20 protein-coding genes are annotated in these 20,011 nt (G+C 68.3%); 7 read left to right on the top strand and 13 right to left on the bottom strand.

Annotated features, from left to right (window positions below):
* The first annotated feature begins 14 nt into the window (after positions 1–14).
* Positions 15–956, top strand: coding sequence for an NADP-dependent oxidoreductase (locus AC1D1G_RS21800; RefSeq protein WP_477953644.1), 942 nt, complete (start codon positions 15–17; stop codon positions 954–956).
* Positions 957–973: 17 nt separating this feature from the next.
* On the opposite strand, the gene AC1D1G_RS21795 is transcribed toward AC1D1G_RS21800, so the two are convergent.
* Together AC1D1G_RS21795 and AC1D1G_RS21790 are read right to left on the bottom strand one after the other, a co-directional pair.
* Complete coding sequence (locus AC1D1G_RS21795; RefSeq protein ID WP_477953642.1) at positions 974–1,600, bottom strand: TetR/AcrR family transcriptional regulator; 627 nt, start codon at positions 1,598–1,600, stop codon at positions 974–976.
* Positions 1,601–1,691: 91 nt separating this feature from the next.
* Positions 1,692–1,880 carry a DUF1918 domain-containing protein gene (locus AC1D1G_RS21790; RefSeq protein ID WP_005247576.1) on the bottom strand — a complete coding sequence of 63 codons (189 nt, stop codon included), beginning with the start codon at positions 1,878–1,880 and terminating at the stop codon, positions 1,692–1,694.
* A gap of 110 nt (positions 1,881–1,990) precedes the next feature.
* Here AC1D1G_RS21790 and AC1D1G_RS21785 point away from each other — a divergent pair, with 110 nt between their 5' ends.
* The gene (locus AC1D1G_RS21785) at positions 1,991–2,140 is read left to right on the top strand and encodes a hypothetical protein (RefSeq protein ID WP_198601994.1); all 150 of its coding nucleotides are present in this window, start codon (positions 1,991–1,993) and stop codon (positions 2,138–2,140) included.
* A gap of 40 nt (positions 2,141–2,180) precedes the next feature.
* Complete coding sequence (treZ, locus tag AC1D1G_RS21780) at positions 2,181–3,914, top strand: malto-oligosyltrehalose trehalohydrolase (RefSeq protein ID WP_280782542.1); 1,734 nt, start codon at positions 2,181–2,183, stop codon at positions 3,912–3,914.
* On the opposite strand, the gene AC1D1G_RS21775 is transcribed toward treZ, so the two are convergent.
* Positions 3,881–5,446, bottom strand: a complete 1,566-nt coding sequence (locus AC1D1G_RS21775; protein ID WP_283334275.1) for an MFS transporter — start codon at positions 5,444–5,446, stop codon at positions 3,881–3,883. The genes treZ and AC1D1G_RS21775 overlap by 34 nt on opposite strands.
* 125 nt (positions 5,447–5,571) lie before the next feature.
* Between AC1D1G_RS21775 and AC1D1G_RS21770 the strand changes: the two genes are divergently transcribed.
* Entirely contained in the window at positions 5,572–6,096 is a 525-nt protein-coding gene (locus AC1D1G_RS21770) for a TetR/AcrR family transcriptional regulator (protein ID WP_283352554.1), read from the top strand.
* A gap of 4 nt (positions 6,097–6,100) precedes the next feature.
* Here AC1D1G_RS21770 and ilvA read toward each other — a convergent pair whose 3' ends face one another.
* From ilvA to AC1D1G_RS21755, 3 genes are read right to left on the bottom strand one after another with little or no spacing between them, the layout of a single operon-like run.
* Entirely contained in the window at positions 6,101–7,453 is a 1,353-nt protein-coding gene (gene ilvA, locus AC1D1G_RS21765) for a threonine ammonia-lyase IlvA (RefSeq protein ID WP_283334274.1), read from the bottom strand.
* A 43-nt stretch (positions 7,454–7,496) separates the two neighbouring features.
* Complete coding sequence (locus AC1D1G_RS21760; RefSeq protein WP_280782545.1) at positions 7,497–9,272, bottom strand: pyruvate dehydrogenase; 1,776 nt, start codon at positions 9,270–9,272, stop codon at positions 7,497–7,499.
* A 51-nt stretch (positions 9,273–9,323) separates the two neighbouring features.
* The gene (locus AC1D1G_RS21755; protein ID WP_280782546.1) at positions 9,324–9,758 is read right to left on the bottom strand and encodes a nitroreductase family deazaflavin-dependent oxidoreductase; all 435 of its coding nucleotides are present in this window, start codon (positions 9,756–9,758) and stop codon (positions 9,324–9,326) included.
* Between the two features lie 171 nt (positions 9,759–9,929).
* On the opposite strand from AC1D1G_RS21755, the gene AC1D1G_RS21750 reads away from it, so the two are divergent.
* Positions 9,930–10,166 (top strand): hypothetical protein, encoded by a 237-nt coding sequence (locus tag AC1D1G_RS21750; protein WP_280782547.1) that lies wholly within the window; start codon positions 9,930–9,932, stop codon positions 10,164–10,166.
* A 3-nt stretch (positions 10,167–10,169) separates the two neighbouring features.
* On the opposite strand, the gene dnaE is transcribed toward AC1D1G_RS21750, so the two are convergent.
* The 5 genes from dnaE to lspA form a co-directional block, all read right to left on the bottom strand.
* Positions 10,170–13,706, bottom strand: a complete 3,537-nt coding sequence (gene dnaE / locus AC1D1G_RS21745) for a DNA polymerase III subunit alpha (protein WP_477953641.1) — start codon at positions 13,704–13,706, stop codon at positions 10,170–10,172.
* A 98-nt stretch (positions 13,707–13,804) separates the two neighbouring features.
* A complete protein-coding gene (rarD, locus tag AC1D1G_RS21740) occupies positions 13,805–14,722 on the bottom strand; it encodes an EamA family transporter RarD (protein WP_005574447.1) in 918 nt (305 codons plus the stop codon).
* Positions 14,719–15,396, bottom strand: a complete 678-nt coding sequence (locus tag AC1D1G_RS21735; RefSeq protein ID WP_283352556.1) for a hypothetical protein — start codon at positions 15,394–15,396, stop codon at positions 14,719–14,721. The genes rarD and AC1D1G_RS21735 overlap by 4 nt, the downstream gene beginning before the upstream one ends.
* A gap of 1 nt (position 15,397) precedes the next feature.
* A complete protein-coding gene (locus AC1D1G_RS21730) occupies positions 15,398–16,324 on the bottom strand; it encodes an RluA family pseudouridine synthase (RefSeq protein WP_029537355.1) in 927 nt (308 codons plus the stop codon).
* Complete coding sequence (gene lspA / locus AC1D1G_RS21725; RefSeq protein ID WP_280782551.1) at positions 16,321–16,917, bottom strand: signal peptidase II; 597 nt, start codon at positions 16,915–16,917, stop codon at positions 16,321–16,323. The genes AC1D1G_RS21730 and lspA overlap by 4 nt, the downstream gene beginning before the upstream one ends.
* 51 nt (positions 16,918–16,968) lie before the next feature.
* Here lspA and AC1D1G_RS21720 point away from each other — a divergent pair, with 51 nt between their 5' ends.
* Entirely contained in the window at positions 16,969–17,922 is a 954-nt protein-coding gene (locus AC1D1G_RS21720) for a hypothetical protein (protein ID WP_280782552.1), read from the top strand.
* Positions 17,922–18,674: a sensor domain-containing protein gene (locus AC1D1G_RS21715; protein ID WP_283352557.1), complete on the top strand. Its 753-nt coding sequence runs from the start codon at positions 17,922–17,924 to the stop codon at positions 18,672–18,674. Before AC1D1G_RS21720 ends, AC1D1G_RS21715 begins: the two co-directional genes overlap by 1 nt.
* 102 nt (positions 18,675–18,776) lie before the next feature.
* On the opposite strand, the gene AC1D1G_RS21710 is transcribed toward AC1D1G_RS21715, so the two are convergent.
* Positions 18,777–19,277, bottom strand: a complete 501-nt coding sequence (locus AC1D1G_RS21710) for a WKL family lipoprotein (RefSeq protein ID WP_005247603.1) — start codon at positions 19,275–19,277, stop codon at positions 18,777–18,779.
* A gap of 152 nt (positions 19,278–19,429) precedes the next feature.
* Positions 19,430–20,011: DinB/UmuC family translesion DNA polymerase (locus AC1D1G_RS21705; RefSeq protein ID WP_477953638.1), on the bottom strand; the 582-nt coding region annotated here is incomplete at its 5' end.

The following is a 20,011-nucleotide window of genomic DNA, read 5'->3' as shown; positions in this document are numbered from 1 at the left end:
GGTACTGGCCTTGTATGTCGCGACGTGTGGTTGCCCGGGCGTACGGAGGGCCGGAGGTCCTCGCGGTCGTCGACGCGGAGGCTGTGAATCCCGCCCCCGGCGAGGTGGTGATCGAGGTTCGCGCCATCGGGGTCAACCCGATCGACTACAAGCTCTACAGCGGCGCGTTCGGCGCCGACCCGGACGTCTTGCCCATGGGTCTGGGCAGCGAGGCCGCGGGCATCGTCGGCGAGGTGGGTGACACCGCGGCGGGGCCGGTGGGCCCGATCTCGGTGGGCGACGAGGTGATCGTGTACCCGGTGTCCGAGTCGTACGCGGATCGACTTGTCGTGTCCGGTGATTCGGTGATCCCGAAACCGGCGTCGTTGCCGTGGAACGAGGCGGCCGGACTTCTCGCCGTGGGTGCCGCCGCGGTCGACACCCTCGACACGGCGAACGTCGGCGCCGGCGACCTCCTGCTCGTGCACGGAGCTTCCGGCGGCGTGGGGTCGTTCGTCGTGCAGTTGGGGCGGGCCCGCGGTGCCACGATCATCGGTACCGCGCGCCCCGAGCACCACGACTACGTCCGCTCGCTCGGTGCCACCCCCGTGTCCTACGGCGCCGGCCTGGACGGTCGGGTCCGCGTCCTGGCACCGGACGGGGTGGACGCCGTGATCGATACCGCGGGCAGTGACGAGGCGATCGACGTCTCCGTGGACCTGGTGCGGGACCGGTCGCGGTTGGTGACGACCGTTCCCGGCCCCCGCCCGGCCGAAGCCGGTTTCCGGATCGTGGGCGCGCTGGGGCCGGAGGGTATGGAGCCGCGTAAACGGGCCCGCGTCTTCCTCGTCKACCTCGCGGGCAACGGCGACGTGCGGGTGCGCGTGGCGCGCACGTACGCGCTGACGGAGGCAGCGCGCGCTCATGCCGATCTTCGGAAGCCGCACGCGGCGGGCAAGTTCATCCTGCTGCCGTAGGCCCGACGCACCTCGGATCAGTGGAGCAAACTCGCCCGGATCGTCGCTTTCACCCAGTTCCGGTACTCGACGACATCCCACCCGCACTGCCGTCGCAGCATCGAGTACACCTGCGGCGACACGACCGTGAACAGCACGTCGGCGGYCCGCTGGACGGAGATTTCGGGACGCAGCAGTTCGTGCGCGGCGAGTCCCTCGGCGAGCGTCATCGCATTCTCGGCCGAGGCCCGCGCTCCCTCGTCGGCGAACCGCCGCATGTCGTCGTCCGCTCCCGAGGATTCGATCGACGTCGTCATCAGCGTTCCGGCGCGCTCCAGGACGTCGGTGCTGAATCCGACCATCTGGTCGAGGATCCGTTCGACGGGGTCGCCGTCCCGGGGTGCGGGCGTGTGGGTCGCGGCGGTATCACCGTCGATGGCCGTGTGCAGGGCCTCGTGGAACAGTTCCGCCTTGCCGCCGGGGAACGCGGTGAACACCGTGCGGGTCGACACCCCGGCGGCCTCGGCCACGTTCCGCACCGTCGTGCTGACGTATCCACGGTCGACGAACAGCCGGGCCGCGGCGTCCCGGACGAGGAGGCGGGTCCGGCGCGCCGATTCCGCACGAAGCGGCGAGCTGTAGGACCTCTTGGCGGATTCGGGCATGGGCTCACGATAGACGCATTCGATACATCAATCGTGCAACCAATGTGGCACAGCGATTTGCCACACATCGACCAGGCGAAACGCCCGATACCTACGACTTCGGGTGTTCCACCCAGGCATCGGATCCGGGAAACACGAGCGCCTCGTGGCCGTCGTCGTACCGGACGAGATAGGGCGGTTCGCCGTTCTCTCCGTGTACCTCCACGACCTCGGCGGTCGTCTCGTGCACTCCGACCACCCTGCCCTGGACGTGCAACCGGTCTCCCACTGCTACGTGCATGACTGCTCCTCGCGACGTTCGAGTCCGTACCCCCCAGCTTGCTACTTCCGGAACCGGGGCGAAAGGGTCGACTCGCCGCCATCTCTGCCGGCGTGTGCCATCGTGGGGACATGGCTACGTATCGATACCTCGACAAGGACCGTAACGTGCTCGAGGAGCAGGACTTCGGCACCGTGCAGGACGCCGAGGAACACCGGTTGTCCGTTCTCGGCGCCGAGATCATCGAGGAGGTCGAGGACTCCGGCACGTCCGAGAGCTGACTGTTCTGCGCGGCCCGCCGCATCGAGGCATGCTGATCGGGTGCACACATTCGAGGTATGGGCCCCGATTCCGGATTCCGTTTCTGTGGAGGTCGACGGCCGACGCCACGACATGACCCCGTCACCGGACGGATGGTGGCGAGCCGACGTCGACGCGTCGCCGGATTCGCGGTACGCGTTCGTCCTCGACGACAGCGACACCCCACTTCCCGATCCCCGGTCGCCGCGACAGCCCGATGGAGTGCACAGCGCGTCCCAACTCCACACCCTCGACGAGAGCCTCTGGACCGACTCGCGGTGGACCGGGCGGCAGCTCGCCGGCTCCGTCGTCTACGAACTGCACGTCGGCACGTTCTCTCCGGAGGGCACGTTCGCGGCCGCCGTCGACCGGCTCGACCACCTCGTCGAACTCGGCGTCGACTTCGTGGAACTGATGCCCGTCAACGGTTTCAACGGGACCCACAACTGGGGATACGACGGCGTTCTCTGGTACACGGTGCACGAGGGTTACGGCGGGCCGGACGGGCTGCAGACCCTCGTCGACGCGTGCCACGCCCGCGGTCTCGGCGTCGTCCTCGACGCCGTGTACAACCACCTCGGACCGTCCGGCAACTACCTCGACCGGTACGGCCCGTACCTCGCGCAGGGCGCCAACACGTGGGGCCGGAGCATCAACCTGGACGGACCGGACAGCGGCGAAGTCCGCCGCTACATCATTGACAACGCGCTGCGGTGGTTCCGTGAGTTCCACATCGACGCGCTCCGCCTCGACGCGGTCCACGCACTCGTCGACCACACCGCCACCCATCTTCTCGAGGACCTGGCCATCGAGACCCGCCGGCTGTCCGCGCACCTGAGGCGGCCGCTGACGCTCATCGCGGAGAGCGACCTCAACGATCCGCGCCTGATCACGTCGCGCTCGGCAGGCGGCTGCGGCCTCGACGCGCAGTGGGACGACGACGTGCATCACGCCATCCACGCCGCCGTCTCGGGCGAGAGGCAGGGCTATTACGGAGATTTCGGTTCGATGGCCTGCCTCGCCGACACCCTGCGCCAGGGGTGGTTCCACGCGGGCACGTTCTCGACGTTCCGCGGTCGCACCCACGGCAGGCCGCTGGACACCCGCCGGACCCCGGCCAGTTCGCTGGTCACGTACACGTGCACGCACGATCAGATCGGCAACCGGGCGATCGGCGACCGCCCCGGCACGTATCTCGATTCCGGGCAGCTCGCCGTGAAGGCCGCGCTCGTGCTGTGCTCGCCGTTCACGCCGATGCTGTTCATGGGTGAGGAGTGGGGTGCGAGCACCCCGTTCCAGTTCTTCACCTCCCACCCCGAACCGGAACTCGCGAGGGCGACGGCCGAGGGGCGCAAGGCCGAGTTCGCGGAGCACGGCTGGAGCACGGACGACGTCCCCGACCCACAGGACCCGGAGACGTTCGAGCGGTCCAAGCTCGACTGGGACGAACTGGTCCGCGAACCGCATGCCCGGCTGCTCGACTGCTATCGCTCGTTGCTGCGCCTACGGCGGGAGCGCGCCGAGCTGACGGATCCGTGGCTGGAGAACCTGTCCGTCGACTACGACGAGGCGGAGCAGTGGATCGTGGTGCACCGCGGCGCACTTCGTCTCGCGTGCAATCTGGGTGCCGAACCGGTGACCGTCCCGGTCGGCGGCTCCCCCGTCTTGTGGTGGGAGCCGCCGACCCAGGACGAGACCGCGTCGGCGACGGTGCTACCGGGTCACTCGTTCGTGGTGCTCGACAGCTCGCCCTGACGGTCGCGCAGCATCCGCAGGACGAGGATGGCGGTCGCGAACAGGATCACGGCCGTCGCGCCGGCGGCGACGTGCATGCCGTCGACGAACGCCGACTGCGCGGACTCCAGGAACACCGTCCGGGCCGTCTCCGGGAGGTGCTGGGCCTCCGCGACGGCGGCACCGAGCGTGCCCTGGGCGGACTCGACCTGTTCCGCCGGCAGCATCGATGTGTCGAGGCCGTTCCGGAAGATCGCCATGACGACGCTGCCGAGCACGGCGACGCCGAGTGCGATACCGAGTTCGTATGCCGTCTCGGACACCGCGGAGGCGGCGCCGGCCCGTTCGGGCTCGACGGCGCTGACCACGAGGTCGGAGGTCAGGGTCAGTGCGATACCGACACCGGCGCCCGCGAGGCCGAAGCCGATCACGAACATCGTCGGGGCACCGTCCACGCCGAGCGTGAGCATCAGTGCCGCACCCACAGCCGCGATCGCGAGACCGCCGCCGAGCACGTGCGAGGTGGCCCACCGGCGCACCATCCAGGCCGCCGCGAGTGCGGTGACCGCGCTCATCAGCATGCCGGGCAGCATCAGCACACCCGATTCGAACGCGCTGTTGCCCAGCACCAACTGCAGGTACTGCGAGCCGAAGAACAGCACACCGGCCAGCGCGAAGATGGACAGCAGGTTGGTGAGGACGGCGGTCGAGAACGCCGGCTTGGCGAACAGGCCGATGTCGATCATCGGGTCCTTCATCCCCTTCTGCCTGCGCACGAACACCACACCGGACACGACGCCGACGAGTCCGACGGCGAGCAGCACCGGGTCGACACCGTGCACCACGGTCTCCTTGACCGCGTACACCAGCGGCAGCATCGTCGTCATCGACAGCGCGGCGCTGAGAAGGTCGAAGCGCCCCGGGGCGGGGTCCTTGGACTCGGGAATCACGAGCGGTCCCACGGCGATCAGAACCAGCATCACGGGGATGTTGATCAGGAACACCGAGCCCCACCAGAAGTGCTCGAGCAGCCAGCCGCCGATCAGCGGGCCGGCCGCGGTACCGCCACCGGCCATCGCACCCCACACTCCGATGGCGAGGGTCCGCTGGCGCGGGTCGACGAAGATCGTGCGGATCAGGCCGAGTGTCGCGGGCATCAGCGTCGCCCCCGAGATTCCCTGCAGCACGCGGGCCGCGATCAGCATCTCGGGTGTCGGCGACCACGCTGCGATCAGCGAGGCGATGCCGAATCCGGCGGCGCCGAGGAGCAGCAGACGACGCCGTCCGATCCGGTCGCCGAGCGTGCCCATCGTGATGAGCAGGCCGGCGAGGACGAACGAGTAGACGTCGATGATCCACAGCAGCTGCGTGCTGCTGGGTTCGAGGTCGGCGCTGATGAACGGCAGCGCGAGGTCGAGCACGGTGCCGTCGACGGCGATCAGGAGGACGGCGAAGGCGAGGACGACCAATCCGAGCCAGTCTCGGCGTGATGCGGAGGACTGACCTGGCGCACCGTAGGCGTCGTTGATCCCGCGATCCGTGGAGACAGACATTTATCTTCCTGCGACTTTCCGATTCGAGAGCTGGCACGGCGAGAACCGTCCAGCCGGTACAGTTCCGTTACCTTATCGTGAACCGTCCGGACGGTAAAGTTATTTCCCGGGTACAGTCCCTCTCCATGGCTGCCGGAACGCGCGATCGAATACTCGACGCCCTCGAGAAGCTGCTGCTCGACGTGGGGATAGCCCAGGTGACCCTCGAAGCGGTCGCTACGGAGGCCGGGGTGTCCAAGGGCGGACTGCTCTACCACTTCCCCAGCAAGGAAGCGCTGCTCGCCGCCATGGTGCGCCGGCTCGGCGAACGAGCGGACGCCCAGCTCGCCGACGCCGTCTCCGGCGGCACCTCGCTGTCCGAGTGGTATCTGCAGGTTCCCGACGCGAGCACCACCGAGGAACTCGCCCTCTACCGTTCGACCATCGCCGCGCTACGGAGCGTCGACGGTCAGCACGACGAGATCCAGAAGGCCGTCACCGAAGTGATGCGCGGCTGGGACGAAGGTCTCCAGAGCGAGATCGACGACCCGGTGCAGGCCGAGATCGTGCGCCTCGTCGGCGACGGCATCTACCTGGCCGCTCTGCTCGGGCTCCCCATGCCCGAGCCCGAGCTGTACACGAAGGTCGTCGCGCGGCTGCTGCAGAAGTAGCGGCTCAGGTGAGGTAGCGGTACGCCGGGCTCCCCGGCTCCAGGCGTTCCACCTGCATCCGGGACTGCTCCATCCGCTCGAGCAGCTCGCCGAGCCCCTCGGCCTTGCCGAGTTCGATACCCACCAGGGCGGCGCCGGTCTCCCGGTTGTTGCGCTTCACGTACTCGAACAGGGTGATGTCGTCTTCGGGGCCGAGCACCTCGTCCAGGAAGCGGCGCAGCGCGCCCGGCTCCTGCGGGAAGTCGACGAGGAAGTAGTGCTTCAGGCCGAGATTCACCAGCGAACGTTCCAGGATCTCGCCGTACCGCGAGACGTCGTTGTTGCCTCCGGAGATCAGGCACACCACCGTGGACCCCGGTTCGAACGTGATGTTCCCGAGGGCCGCCACCGACAGGGCGCCCGCGGGCTCGGCGATGATGCCCTCGTTCTGGTACAGCTCGAGCATCGTGGTGCACAGTGCGCCCTCGTCGAGGTTGGCCATCACGAAGCTCTCGGGATCGAGCCGGATCGTGGTGGACCGGTCGGACTGGCCCAGTGACGTGTGCGTCACCACCTCGGCGCCCAGGGCGGACACCACGGCGTAGGGAAGGTCGCCGACCCGCTTCACCGAGGCGCCGTCGACGAACGGGTCGATCTCCGTCAACGTCACGGGACCACCGGCGACCAGGGCCGCCGTCATCGACGCCGCCCCCGTCGGCTCCACCCCGACGATGGCCGTGCGGGGTGCGTGCGCACGCAGATACGTGGCGATGCCGGCGATGCATCCGCCGCCACCGACCGGGACGAGCACGGTATCGGGGGCCGCACCGAGCTGCGCGAGGATCTCGGCGGCGATGGTGCCCTGACCGGCCGCGGTACGGGCGTCGTCGAACGGCGCAACCATCGTCGCGCCCGTCCGCCGCACGTCGGCGGCGGCCGCAGCGGCAGCGGCGTCGTACGTCTCCCCCGTCAGGATCAGCTCGACGAACTCGCCGCCGTGCGCGCGGATGCGATCCCGCTTCTGTTTGGGGGTGTTCGACGGAACGTAGATGCGGCCGGTGATTTCCATTGTCCGGCAGGCGAACGCGACGCCCTGCGCATGGTTGCCCGCGCTGGCCGTCACCACTCCGGCCGCACGCTCGCCGGCATCGAGCTGCGCCATGAGGTTGTAGGCGCCGCGCAGCTTGTAGGAGCGGACGACCTGCAGATCTTCGCGCTTGAGGTAGACGTTCGCACCGGTCAGCGACGACAGGCGCTCGCTCCGCTGCAAGGGGGTCGCGTCGATCACGTGGGAAATTCGCTCGATGGCCGCATCGATGTCGCCCACCGTCAGGGGCGAGGTGATGTTCTGGGCTGCGGTATCGGGCGATGTGGACACCCGGATATGTTCCCACTCTCCAGCCACGGGATACCAGTCGGGTTCAGCCGCGCGGATCGAACTGGGACGGTCGCGGAACATTGCGGACGTTCGACTTCGCCATCTTCACGGCCTCGCCGACACCCCCGTTCATCACCATCTTCGACAACGCCAACGCGAAACCGGTGACCTGCCCGCCAGTGATGGTCGGTGGCAGCGACAACGCCAGCGGGTCGGTGACCAGATCGACGAGCGCCGGTCCGTCGTGATCGAACGCCTGCCGGAGGCCCGATTCGATGTCGGCCGGATCCTCGATCCGGCGGGCGAAGATGCCCAGGGCCGACGCCACCGCCGCGTAGTCGACGGGTGCCACGTCCACCCCGAAATCCGGCAGCCCGTCCACCAGCATTTCCAGCTTGACCATCCCCAGAGTGGAATTGTTGAACACCACGATCTTGACCGGGAGCCGGTACATCGCGACCGTCACCAGTTCCCCCAGCAGCATCGACAGCCCGCCGTCGCCCGACACGGACACCACCTGCCTGCCCGGCGCGCACACCTGGGCGCCGATCGCGTGGGGCAGGGCGTTCGCCATCGATCCGTGCAGGGCCGAGGACAGGAACCGCCGCGACCCGTTCGGTGTCAGGTAGCGCGCCGTCCACACGTTCGACATTCCCGTGTCGGTCGTGAAGATCGCGTCGTCGGCGGCGAGGTCGTCGAGGATCGACGCCGCATATTCGGGGTGGATCGGGATGCGCTGCTTGGCGGGTTTGGTGTACGCACCGACCACCTTGTTCATCAGTGTCCGGTGCTTGTCGAGCATGTCGTCGAGGAATCGGCGATCGTCCTTCCGCCGGATCAACGGGGCGAGGGCACGCAACGTGCTCGCCACGTCGCCGTGCACGGCCAGGTCGACGTTCGTTCTCCGGCCGATTCGTTGTGCGGCCCAGTCGATCTGCGCGGTGCGGACTCCGTCGGGCAGGAACTGGTTGTACGGGAAGTCCGTTCCGACGAGCAGCAGGAGGTCGGCGCCGTGCATCCCGTCGTGCGCCGCCCCGTACCCCAGCAGCCCCGTCATTCCGACGTCGAAGGGGTTGTCGTACTGAATCCATTCCTTGCCGCGGAGCGTGTGGCCGATCGGCGCACCGATCGTGTCGGCCAGGCTCAGCAACTCCTCGCGCGCCTCCCGCACACCCTCGCCGGCGAAGATCGCGACCTTTCCCGCCGCGTTCACGGCGTCGGCGAGCGCCTGCACGTCGGCCTGGTCGGGCACGATCGCCGGTGCGCCGGTCCGCGGCACCGACGGCGCCTTCCCCTCGGCGGGCCGGTCCGCGATGTCGCCGGGCAGCGTGATGACCGCGACACCGGACAGCGCGGTCGCGTGCGCGATGGCGGACGCCGTCACGCGTGGCGCCTGGGCGGGACTTCCGATCAGCTCCGCGTACCGGGAGCACTCGACGAACAGGCGGTCCGGGTGGGTCTCCTGGAAGAAGCCGAGTCCGATCTGCTCGCTCGGGATCTGCGCCGCGATCGCAAGTACCGGCGCCCCCGAGCGGTCCGCGTCGTAGAGGCCGTTGATCAGGTGCAGGTTTCCCGGGCCGCACGAGCCGGCGCACACCGCCAGCTTGCCGGTGACCTGCGCCTCGGCTGCCGCGGCGAACGCGGCGGCCTCCTCGTGACGCACGTGAATCCAGTCGATTCCGCCCTTCGCCGCGCCGCCCGACCGCCGGACCGCGTCGACGACGGGATTGAGGCTGTCGCCCACGATTCCGTAGATCCGCTGGACGCCGGCGTCCTGGAGTTGACGTACCAACTGATCGGCAACGGTTTTCGCTCTCATCGGGCCTCCGGTCGGGGGACGGTCGAACGGCGAAGGACAGCGGGGCGCGGGTCAGGCGGGTTCGAGCACGAACACCGGGATCTCCCGATCGGTATTCTTCTGATACTCGGCGTAGTCCGGGAACGCGGCGACGGCGCGGTCCCACCAGGCGGTCTTCTCCTCGCCCGTCACCTCACGGGCCACCATGTCCTGTGTGGTCGAGCCGTCGCGGAGTTCGACGTGCGGCTCGGCTTTCACGTTGTAGTACCAGACCGGGTTCTTGGGTGCGCCGCCGAGCGAGGCGACGATCGCGTACGTCCCGTCGTGTTCGACACGCATCAACGGCGTCTTGCGGAGTTTGCCGGATTTCGCGCCACGCGTGGTCAGCAGGACGACGGGCCTGCCGCCCAGCGTCGTGCCCTTTGCTCCATCGGTGGATTCCATCAACTCGGCCTGATCTGCTGCCCACTTGGACGTACTGGGCTCGTATTCACCTGTGAGTGGCATGCGTCCAGTCAACACCTGATGCGCGAGAACGCGCCACCGATTCCACCGAACGAGCGCACATGCGAAGAACCACATCCGATTGTTCGTTGCGCCGAACTCCGGGTTCCGAGTACCCTGATCCCACGCGGGGGATGTCCGCTCCCCCGACCCGCGCCAGTGAGGTGACCTGCGATGACGACACACGACGCATGGGTGCGCCGCGAGATTCGCCGCAGCAACCCTGCCCGCACCGTCGATCTCGCCGGCACCGCGTGGCCCCTGTACAAGCTGGAAGCGCTGGCTGTCGCGCTGCTGGTCTTCGTCACGATCCTCGTCGTCACCCAGACACTGCAGGCGGCCGTCCTCACCGCCGCCGCGGTGGCCGTCGTCGTGTGGTGGGCGCGGCGCCTCTACCCGCCGCGCCCCTAGCCGTCACACGGACAGGCAGCTCGGTCCGAGCAGCGCCTTGAGATCGCCCATCAACGCCGACGACGGTTCCACCCGGAGCACGTCGTCCACCTTCCACAACGTGACCTCGGTGCCGCCGATCACCCGCACGTGCACGTCCGAGGTGCCCGGATGGCGCGTGAGGACCTGACGCAGCGCGCCGAGCTTGTCCTTGGTGCACTGACGCAGCGGCAGACTGACCGCCAGCGGCTTCGCGACCCCCACCGCCGAGAGATCCGGCACCGCAAGGTCGTTGGCGATAAGTGAGATCCGGTCGTCACGAATCGACACGCGCGCCTTGACGAGCACGACGGAGTCCTCCGTGACGTCCATCCCGTACACCGAGTAGGCCTGCGGGAAGAACAGCACCTCGATACCACCGGTCAAATCCTCGAGCTGCGCGGACGCCCAGGTGAGACCGTTCTTGTTGATCCTCCGGTTCACCGACGCGAGGATGCCGCCGACGGTGACCTGGGTGCCGTCCTTGATGTCGCCTTCGAGGATGGTCGGGATCGCGATGTCGGACTGCGCCGACAGCACGTGTTCGACGCCGTTGAGCGGGTGCCCGGACACGTACAGTCCCAGCATTTCCCGTTCCAGCGCCAACCGGTGCTTCGAGTCCCACTCTTCCTCGGGGATCTTCACGTTGAAGACCGAGGAGATCGACTCGTCGGCGTCGTCGCCGCCGAAGAGGTCGAACTGTCCGATCGCCTCCGCCTTCTTGGTGCCCATCACCGCGTCGATGGCGTCGGCGTGGACGAGCATGAGTCCCTTGCGCGGATGGCCCAGCGAGTCGAACCCGCCTGCCTTGATCAGCGATTCGGTGACCTTCTTGGAGCAGGCGGCGGCGTCGATCTTGTTGAGGTAGTCGGAGAAGTCGACGAACTTGGACTTCTCCTTGCGCGCCTTGATGATCGAGCCCACGACGTTGGCGCCGACGTTGCGGACGGCGCCCATTCCGAACCGGATGTCCTCACCGACGGAGGCGAAGTTGACCTCCGATTCGTTGACGTCCGGCGGCAGCACGGTGATACCCATCTTGCGGCAGTCCGCGAGGTAGATGGCGGCCTTGTCCTTGTCGTCACCGACCGAGGTGAGCAGACCGGCCATGTACTCGGCCGGATAGTTGGCCTTGAGATACCCGGTCCAGAACGACACCAGGCCGTACCCGGCCGCGTGCGACTTGTTGAACGCGTACCCGGCGAACGGGAGGATGGTGTCCCACAGTGCCTTGATGGCGGGCTCGGAGAATTCGTTGGCGAGCATGCCCTCCCGGAAGCCGGCGTACGCCTCCTCCAGAACCGAGAGCTTCTTCTTACCCATGGCTCGGCGGAGAATGTCGGCCTGTCCGAGCGAGTACCCGGCCACCTTCTGAGCGATCTGCATGATCTGCTCCTGGTAGACGATCAGGCCGTACGTGTCGGCCAGGATCTCCTTCAGGGGCTCCTCGAGTTCCGGGTGGATGGGTTTGACCTCTTGCCGCCCGTTCTTGCGGTCGGCGTAGTCGTTGTGCGCGTTCATGCCCATCGGACCGGGCCGGTACAGCGCGAGCACCGCGACGATGTCCTCGAAACCGGTGGGCTGCATACGGCGCAGCAGGTCGCGCATCGCGCTGCCGTCGAGCTGGAACACGCCGAGAGTGTCTCCGCGCGAAAGCAGTTCGTACGTGGCTTGATCGTCGAGCGCGAGGGTGTCGAGATCGAGGTCGATCCCCCGGTTGGCCTTGATGTTGTCGATGGCGTCACCGATGACGGTGAGGTTCCGCAGTCCGAGGAAGTCCATCTTCAGCAGGCCGATGGCCTCGCACGACGGGTAGTCCCAGCCGGTGATGATGGCGCCGTCCTGGGCGCGCTTCCACACGGGAATCGCGTCCATCAGCGGTTCGGACGACATGATCACCGCGCAGGCGTGGACGCCGGCGTTACGGATCAGGCCCTCGAGTCCCTTGGCCGTCTGGTAGATCTTCGCGACGTCCGGGTTGGAGTCGATGAGGGCGCGAACCTCCACCGCTTCCTTGTAGCGCTCGTGGTTCGGGTCGGTGATGCCGGACACCGAGATGTCCTTGGCCATGATCGGCGGCGGCAGCGCCTTCGTGATCTGGTCGGCGATCGCGAAACCGGGCTGACCGAACTGGACTCGGGCGGAGTCCTTGATGGCCGCCTTCGTCTTGATGGTGCCGAACGTGATGACCTGGGCGACGCGGTCGCTGCCCCACTTGTCCGTCGCGTAGCGCACCATCTCGCCGCGACGGCGATCGTCGAAGTCGATGTCGATATCGGGCATGGAGACGCGCTCGGGGTTCAGGAACCGCTCGAACAGCAGGCCGTGCGGGATGGGGTCGATGTTGGTGATGCCCATCGCGTAGGCGACGAGCGAACCGGCCGCCGAGCCTCGGCCGGGGCCGACGCGGATGCCGACCTCCCGGGCGTGGTTGATGAGGTCGCCGACGACGAGGAAGTAGGCGGGGAAACCCATTTCGAGGATGACGCCGATCTCGTAATCGGCGCGGGCGAGGTACTCCTCGGGGGGTCCGTCGGGGAACCGGCGGTCCAGTCCGCGCATGACCTCCTTGCGCAGCCAGGTGCCCTGCGTCTCGCCCTCGGGGACCGGGAAGATCGGCATCCGGTCGTGGTGCGCCCACACGTCGTCGTACGACTGGACCCGCTCGGCGATCAGCAGTGTGTTGTCGCACGCGCCGGGCACCTGGTCGTCCCACAGCGCCCGCATCTCCGCGGCCGGCTTCAGGTAGTAGCCGTCGCCGTCGAATTTGAACCGGGTGGGGTCGGACAGTGTCTTACCGGTCTGGATGCAGAGGAGGGCCTCGTGGTTCTCCGCGGCTTCCTTGGTGACGTAGTGGCAGTCGTTGGTGGCGAGCGGCGGAATCTCGAGCTTCTTGCTGATCTCGAGCAGGCCCTCGCGCACCCGTCGCTCGATCGACAGTCCGTGGTCCATCAGCTCGAGGAAGAAGTTGTCCTTGCCCCAGATCTCCTGCCACTTGGCGGCGGCCTCGAGCGCCTCGCGGTCGTGGCCGAGTCGCAGCCGGGTCTGGATCTCACCGGACGGGCAGCCCGTGGTCGCGATGATGCCCTCGTGGTGGGTGGCGATGAGCTCTTCGTCCATCCGCGCCCACTTGCCGAGCTGGCCCTCGATCGACGCGAGCGAGGACAGCTTGAACAGGTTCCGCAGACCGGTCGCGTTCTCCGCGACCATCGTCATGTGGGTGTACGCACCGCTACCGGAGACGTCGTCGGACTTCTGGCTGCGGTCGCCCCACAACACGCGCTTGGTGTTGAAGCGGGACTCGGGCGCGATGTACGCCTCGATGCCGATGATCGGCTTGATGCCCTGCTTCTTCGCGACGTTGTAGAACTCGCTGGCGCCGTACATGTTGCCGTGGTCGGTCATGCCGACCGCCGACATCCCCAGTCGCTCGGCCTCTTCGAACAGGGGGCCGACCTTGGCCGCACCGTCGAGCATCGAGTACTCGGTGTGATTGTGCAGATGTACGAACGAGTCAGCCACGTGCGCCTCTCTGAAGGTCTGGGAGCCTCACGAGTGTAGGCCCTCGGACCGACAGCACCGGTCGCCGACGGCGGGTGTCGGAGAAGTCGTGACGCGAGTTACTGGACGGGCGCCTGGGACGGTTCGGTATTTCGCCGCTCGCGCCGGACCCGTACCAGCGCATCGGTACTGAAGATCGCGAGTGCCACCCAGATCAGCGCGAAACCGATCCACCGCGACGCGGGCATGTCCTCGTGAAGAACGGCGACACCCCACGCCATCTGCAGCGCCGGTGTCAGGTACTGCAGCATGCCGAGTGTGCGCAACGGCACCCGTTGCGCGGCCGCGCCGAACAGCAACAGCGGCAGCGCGGTCACCGGTCCCGCGGCCAGCAGCAGCAGGGTGTGACCGATCCCGAACCCGAGGAACGTGCCGGCCCCGGTGAGGGCGAGGAACACGAGGTAGCCGATCGCGACGGGCGCGGCCACGATTCCCTCGGCGGTCAGGCTCGTCCGCGGGTCGAGCGGCATCACCTTCTTGCACAGCCCGTACAGGGCGAACGACGCGGCCAGGGTCAGCGCGATGTACGGCGGATGCCCGTAGTCGACGGTGATCACGATCACCGCGGTTGCGGCGAGCGCGAGGGCGACGATCTGGGCGGGGACGAGCCGTTCCCGGAAGATCACGACCCCGAGCAGCACGCTCACCAACGGGTTGATGAAGTAGCCGAGCGCGGTCTCGACCACCCGGTCCGAGGTGACCCCGTAGATATAGGTGCCCCAGTTCACCGCGATGGCCGTCGACGCGGCCGAGACCAGGAGCCAGGTGCGCACACTCAGCCCGCGCAGCGACCGGAGCCGGCCCGAGACCGCGAGGACGACGAACATGAGCGCGAGCGTCCACACCACCCGGTGCGCGAGGATCTCCACCGACCCGGCCGGGCCGAGCAATCCGAAGAACGCCGGGAACGCGCCCCACAGCACGTAGGCGCCGACTCCGCAGGCGGCGCCCACGGTTTCCGCCTTCCTCGCCTTCACGAACCGCTCCCCGGGACGATGCCGTCGTCGGGGCCGGGCGCGACGATCTCGACCTGCTCCGGCAGCAGCGGGCGCACGGCGAACCGCCCGGCGACGGCGTCGGCTCCGAGTGCCTCGACCGCCCGGACGTCCGGGGCGGACCGCAGCGCGGTGAGGGCTTCGTGATCACCGCGGACGACGACACCGATCACGCACGCGCAGTTCCGGGCGAGTTCCTCCGACGACACCGCCGCGATCTGCGCCTGCCGCTCCGTTTCGCCCGTCATCGCCTGGGCGCGTCCGGCGGCCAGGACGCTCGCCCGTGCGAGCGCCGCATCGCCTGCCGCGACGGACACGGGAACGAGGGGTGTCTGCACCCGGTCCAGGGGCACACGGAAGAGAACCTGCGACACCCGGGTGCCGGAGGCGGCGTCCCGGACGACCTCCGTCGTCACCGGACGCGTGAACGACACCAGCGCCCAGTGCTCTCGGCGCCCGTCCGCCGCGTCGAGTGATCGGTCCGCCCGGGCCAGGAAATCGGCCACCACTTCCCCGTTGTCCGGGCCCAGCGTGTCCGTCGACACGGGTGCCCGGCGGACAGGGTGCAGTGCTCCGAGCACGACCGTCACCGCGATCAGGACGACGGCGGTGAGCACTGCCGGCACCGCCGGACCGCTCGGGTGCGGGTGCCTCAAATCAGCTCGCCCGCAGAACCCCGAGAGCGTCCTCGAGATCCTTCGGATACTTGGACGTGATCTCGACCCACCGCCCGTCCGCGGGATGCGCGAAACCGAGCGACCGGGCGTGCAGCCACTGCCGCTCCAGCCCGAGACGTTCCGCCAACCGCGGATCGGCCCCGTACGTGAGGTCGCCGCAGCACGGGTGCCGCAGTGCGGCGAAGTGGACGCGGATCTGATGGGTCCGGCCCGTTTCGAGGTGGATGTCCAGCAGGCTCGCCGCCTGGAACGCCTCGACCGTGTCGTAGTGCGTGATGCTGGGCTTGCCGTCCGCGGTGACGGCGAACTTCCAGTCGTTGCTGCGGTGCCTGCCGATCGGCGCGTCGATGGTTCCGCTGCTCGGATCCGGGTGACCCTGCACCAGCGCGTGGTACCGCTTGTCGATGGTCCGCTGCTTGAATGCGCGCTTGAGGAGTGTGTAGGCGCGTTCCGACGTGGCCACCACCATCACTCCGGACGTGCCGACGTCCAGCCGATGCACGATGCCCTGGCGCTCGTGCGCACCGGACGTCGAGATCCGGAAGCCTGCGGCGGCGAGTCCGCCGATCACCGTCGGACCGGTCCAGCCCACACTGGCGTGGGCGGCGACACCGACCGGTTTGTCGACGGCGACCACGTCGTCGTCGGCGTACAGGATTTCCATGCCCTCGACGGGTTCCGCCTCGATGGTCAGCGGACGCGGCGGTTCGGGCAGTTCCACCTCGAGCCAGGCGCCTGCGGACAGGCGATCCGACTTGCCGACGGGCGCGCCGTCGACGAGCACCGAGCCTTCCTCGGTGAGCTGAGCCACCGCGGTGCGCGACAACCCGAGTAGTCGAGCGAGTCCGGCGTCGACCCTCATCGCTTCGAGCCCGTCCGGGACCGGCATCGATCGTGTTTCCCTCACTTCTCTACCCCCTTACGTGTTCCGTCCGGTTCCAGCCCGATCAGGGTGAGCACGACGAGCAGGATCGCACCGCACACGATGCCGGAATCCGCCACGTTGAACACCGGCCACCAGCCGACGGACACGAAATCGACGACGTGCCCCTGCATCACTCCCGGCGCCCGGAAGAACCGGTCGACGAGGTTGCCGAGGGCGCCGCCGAGTACCAGCCCCAGACCGAGCGCCCACCACGGCGACCGCAGCGTGCGGCCGATGCGGACGACGCCGATCACCACACCCACGGCGACGAGCGTGAGGAGCCACGTCATGCCGGTGGCCATCGAGAACGCCGCGCCCGGGTTGCGCACGAGCCGCAGCGAGACGATGTCCCCGATCAGCCAGACCGGCCGGCCGGGCTCGATGTTGGCGACGGCGAGGATCTTCGTCAGCAGGTCCGTGGCCAGGACGACACCTGCGATCACGAAGAGCAGCAGCCTGCGCTGATGCTTCACCGGCTGCGGCGGTGCGCTGCCGGACGGGTCACCGTCGTTTCGGTCTTCGGCGTCGGTCTCGTTCTCTGCCGTGGGGTCTTGACTCACCCGTTCATCATCCACTACGGAGGCAAGCCTCCGTTCACGCGCTCCCGCGCGCACTAACCTGGGGGCGTGCCACTGTTCTCGAAAGCTCTGCGACCCGGATTCTGCCTACTCGCCGCAACCCTCTCCCTGGTCGCTCTGACCGCCGGGTGCGGAGATGACGGCGACTCCTCGGAGTCGAACCCCGCAGGGTCCACGTCCACGCCCGCCGAAGTGACCGTCCCGATCTCCGCGACCACCGTCGAACTGATCCAGCCCGGCGAGGAGCCGCGCGAGGTGATCCAGCGCAGACCGCCGGTGGGGGTCACGCAGCAGGTGCAGTTGATCACCGACGCACAGGTGTTCCAGCAGATCGACGACCAGCCCGCCCAGGACTTCTCCTCACCCGAGATCACACTTCCCCTCACCGCCGCCGTCGGGCAGTCGACCGACGACACCGACGGCGGCACCACGGTCGACCTCACGCTCGGTGACGTCACCAGCCCCGACGACCGGCTCGGCAGCGCGCTCGAGGCCAGTGCCGGTTCGGGCGCCGGATTCACCGTCGACCCCACCGGTGCGATCACCGCACTGCGACTGCGTCCGGACGCCGAAGCTCAGGACATCGCCCGTTCCGCGATCGAGCAGGCGTTCTACCAGGCCGTGTACCGCACCGTCCCGTTTCCGGCGGAGCCCGTCGGTGTGGGCGCCCAGTGGACGATCCACCAGCAGGTGATGAGCGGCATCGCCCTCGACCAGACCACGGTGGCCACCCTGACCGCCCGGGACGGCAACCGCCTCACCGTCGACTACACGATCGACCAGAAACCGAAGTCCCCCGTCTGGGAGCTGCCCGGGGAGGCGGGCACGCTGAACGTCGACCAGTACGTGATGCAGGGCTCGGGCACCATGACCGTCGACCTCGGCCTTCCGCTGCCCGTCACCGGGACGGTGACCGTGCGCGGTGACCAGGAGTACAGCGACCCGGACGGCTCCACCCGCCTGCACCAGACCACGTCGAACTCGGTCCGGTGGGGGTCCTGATGCGCCGCGGAACCGTCGCCGCATCCTGTTCCCTCTTCGCGGTGCTCGCACTGTCGGCGTGCTCGTCGACCGCGTCCGGCGACTCCGGTGCCGGCGCATCACTCGCGCCGCTCGGACCGGTGGTGACCGTAGCGCCGGATGCGGCGGGCACACCGTTCACCGATCGGGGCGCGCTGAAGGCGGCTCTCCTCGACGTCGGGGACCTTCCCGTCGGCTTCACCCCCGTGCCCGATCCCGAGGACGATCTGGGGCTGCCTCCGGCGTCGGGGTCGGCGGACTCCGACAAGTCGAGCACGGATCCCGCGGAATGCGGCGCCGTGCTGTCGCCCGTCGCGGATCAGCGTGCGGGCGCGGTGGCGTCGGCGTCCGGCTGGTTCACCGGCCCCGGCTTCGCGACCATCGACCAGGACGCGGCCAGTTACGGCACCGGCGCCGACGCCTCCGCGGCGTTCGCGGCGGTGCAGGACCGGCTGGTGGGATGCACCGAGTACACCGGCACGGACGCCGACGGCGTGCAGGTGCAGTACCGGGTCGGCGGCCGCGAGCAGCAGCCCGCGGGTGACGCATCGGTGGCGTTCCGGCTCGTCACCACCAGCGAGGGCGTCAGTCTGGTYTCGGACGTGGTGGTGGTCGTCGTCGGGAGCACCGTCACTCAATTGGTCGCGACGGGCCAGGACCCGATCGACGCCGGCGTCCTCGGCGACCTGACGGCCACCGCCGTCGCGAAGCTCGCACCCGCCCCCGCCGGCTGAACCGACCAGGCCACGAACCATCGATGCCGGTGTCCCCGAGGGGACACCGGCATCGATGGTAGAACGCGGCGATCCGTCAGGACCGCGTCATTCGGCCTGGAATCAGGCAGGGCATGCAGGCGAGGTCAGCTGCGCGAGCGACACGATCTGGCATGCGGTGATCTTCGACAGCTTCCACGTTCCGTTCTCGCCGGGAACGAAGATGGCCGGGACGCCACCCTGCTGGACCTGGCCGTTGACGGTCAGCTGCAGCTGGCCGCTGGCGGTGCCGTCACCGTTGTCGATGACCGGGTCGAGAACGGTGACCTCGGCGTTGTTGGCCTTGGCTGCGGCGGCGACCTGGTTGATGAGCTCCGGATCCTGCTCCGAGCCCTCGACCATCGCGGACTTGACCTCGAGCGGCGTGGCCGGATCGAGGCCCTGCACCAGAAGCGCGTTGAGATCGGCCGCGGTGGGCACCTCGATGGCTTCCGAGGTCTCGGCAGCTGCGGAAGTCGTCGTCGTGGTCTTGGTCGCCGTGTCGCTCTCGTCGGAGCCACACGCGGACATCGTGAGGGCTGCGGCGATTGCTACTCCGGCAACCGTGATCTTACGAAGCTTCAACTCRATAACCTCTTCATTCTCGGTGTTCGTTCTCGGACGATCTGAGCATCTATCGCTACCCGGGCCAACATTACCCAAGGGTAAGCATCAGCGCCCGAGGCTACCTTCTCGTGGAGCCGGTCTCCACTCCTTCGTCCGGGCGGTGGGTCCGGTCACTCGAGCGAGCCTTCCACATCGGCCTGTTCGAGTTGTGCGTCGTCCTCCTTGAAGGTCCGCGCCTTCCCCGGACCCGTTGTGCGCGTTTCGAATCGGACGGTCACGACACCGTGACCCGCCCCCTGCACCCAGCCGTGACCGAAGTCCGGGTGCGTCACGTCGAGACCGGGATGCCACCGGGTGTCGATCGCCCGGGCGGGTGCGGGTGTGGGCGCGGAGAGGCCGTCGTCGGCGCCCGCCTCCGTGATCTTCGACTCCTGATAACCCGGGACGTCCAGGTCCAGTTCGGGGAACAGCGAGCCCTGGCGGACCGTCGACAGTCCGGCGAATCCCACCCCGACCAGACGCACCGGCCCGAGTTCGAGCGGATCGATCACCTGCCGCTGCGCCGCCGCGACGAGGATCTGACGGTCGAGGGTCGCGTAGGGCAGCGTGACCGAGCGCGTCACGATGCTCATGTCCGCCTTCTTCAGCTTCAGCACCACCGTCCGCGCGGCCCGGCCGTCCTTCTGCAGGCGCCCGAACGCGGACGCAGCGCTCGACTCGACGGCACCGCGCAACTCCGCCATCGTGACGAT

The organism is Rhodococcus sp. P3_B8 (assembly GCF_056402775.1).
Note: the sequence above shows the minus strand (reverse complement) of the source record. Positions and strands in the feature narration are given on the sequence as shown.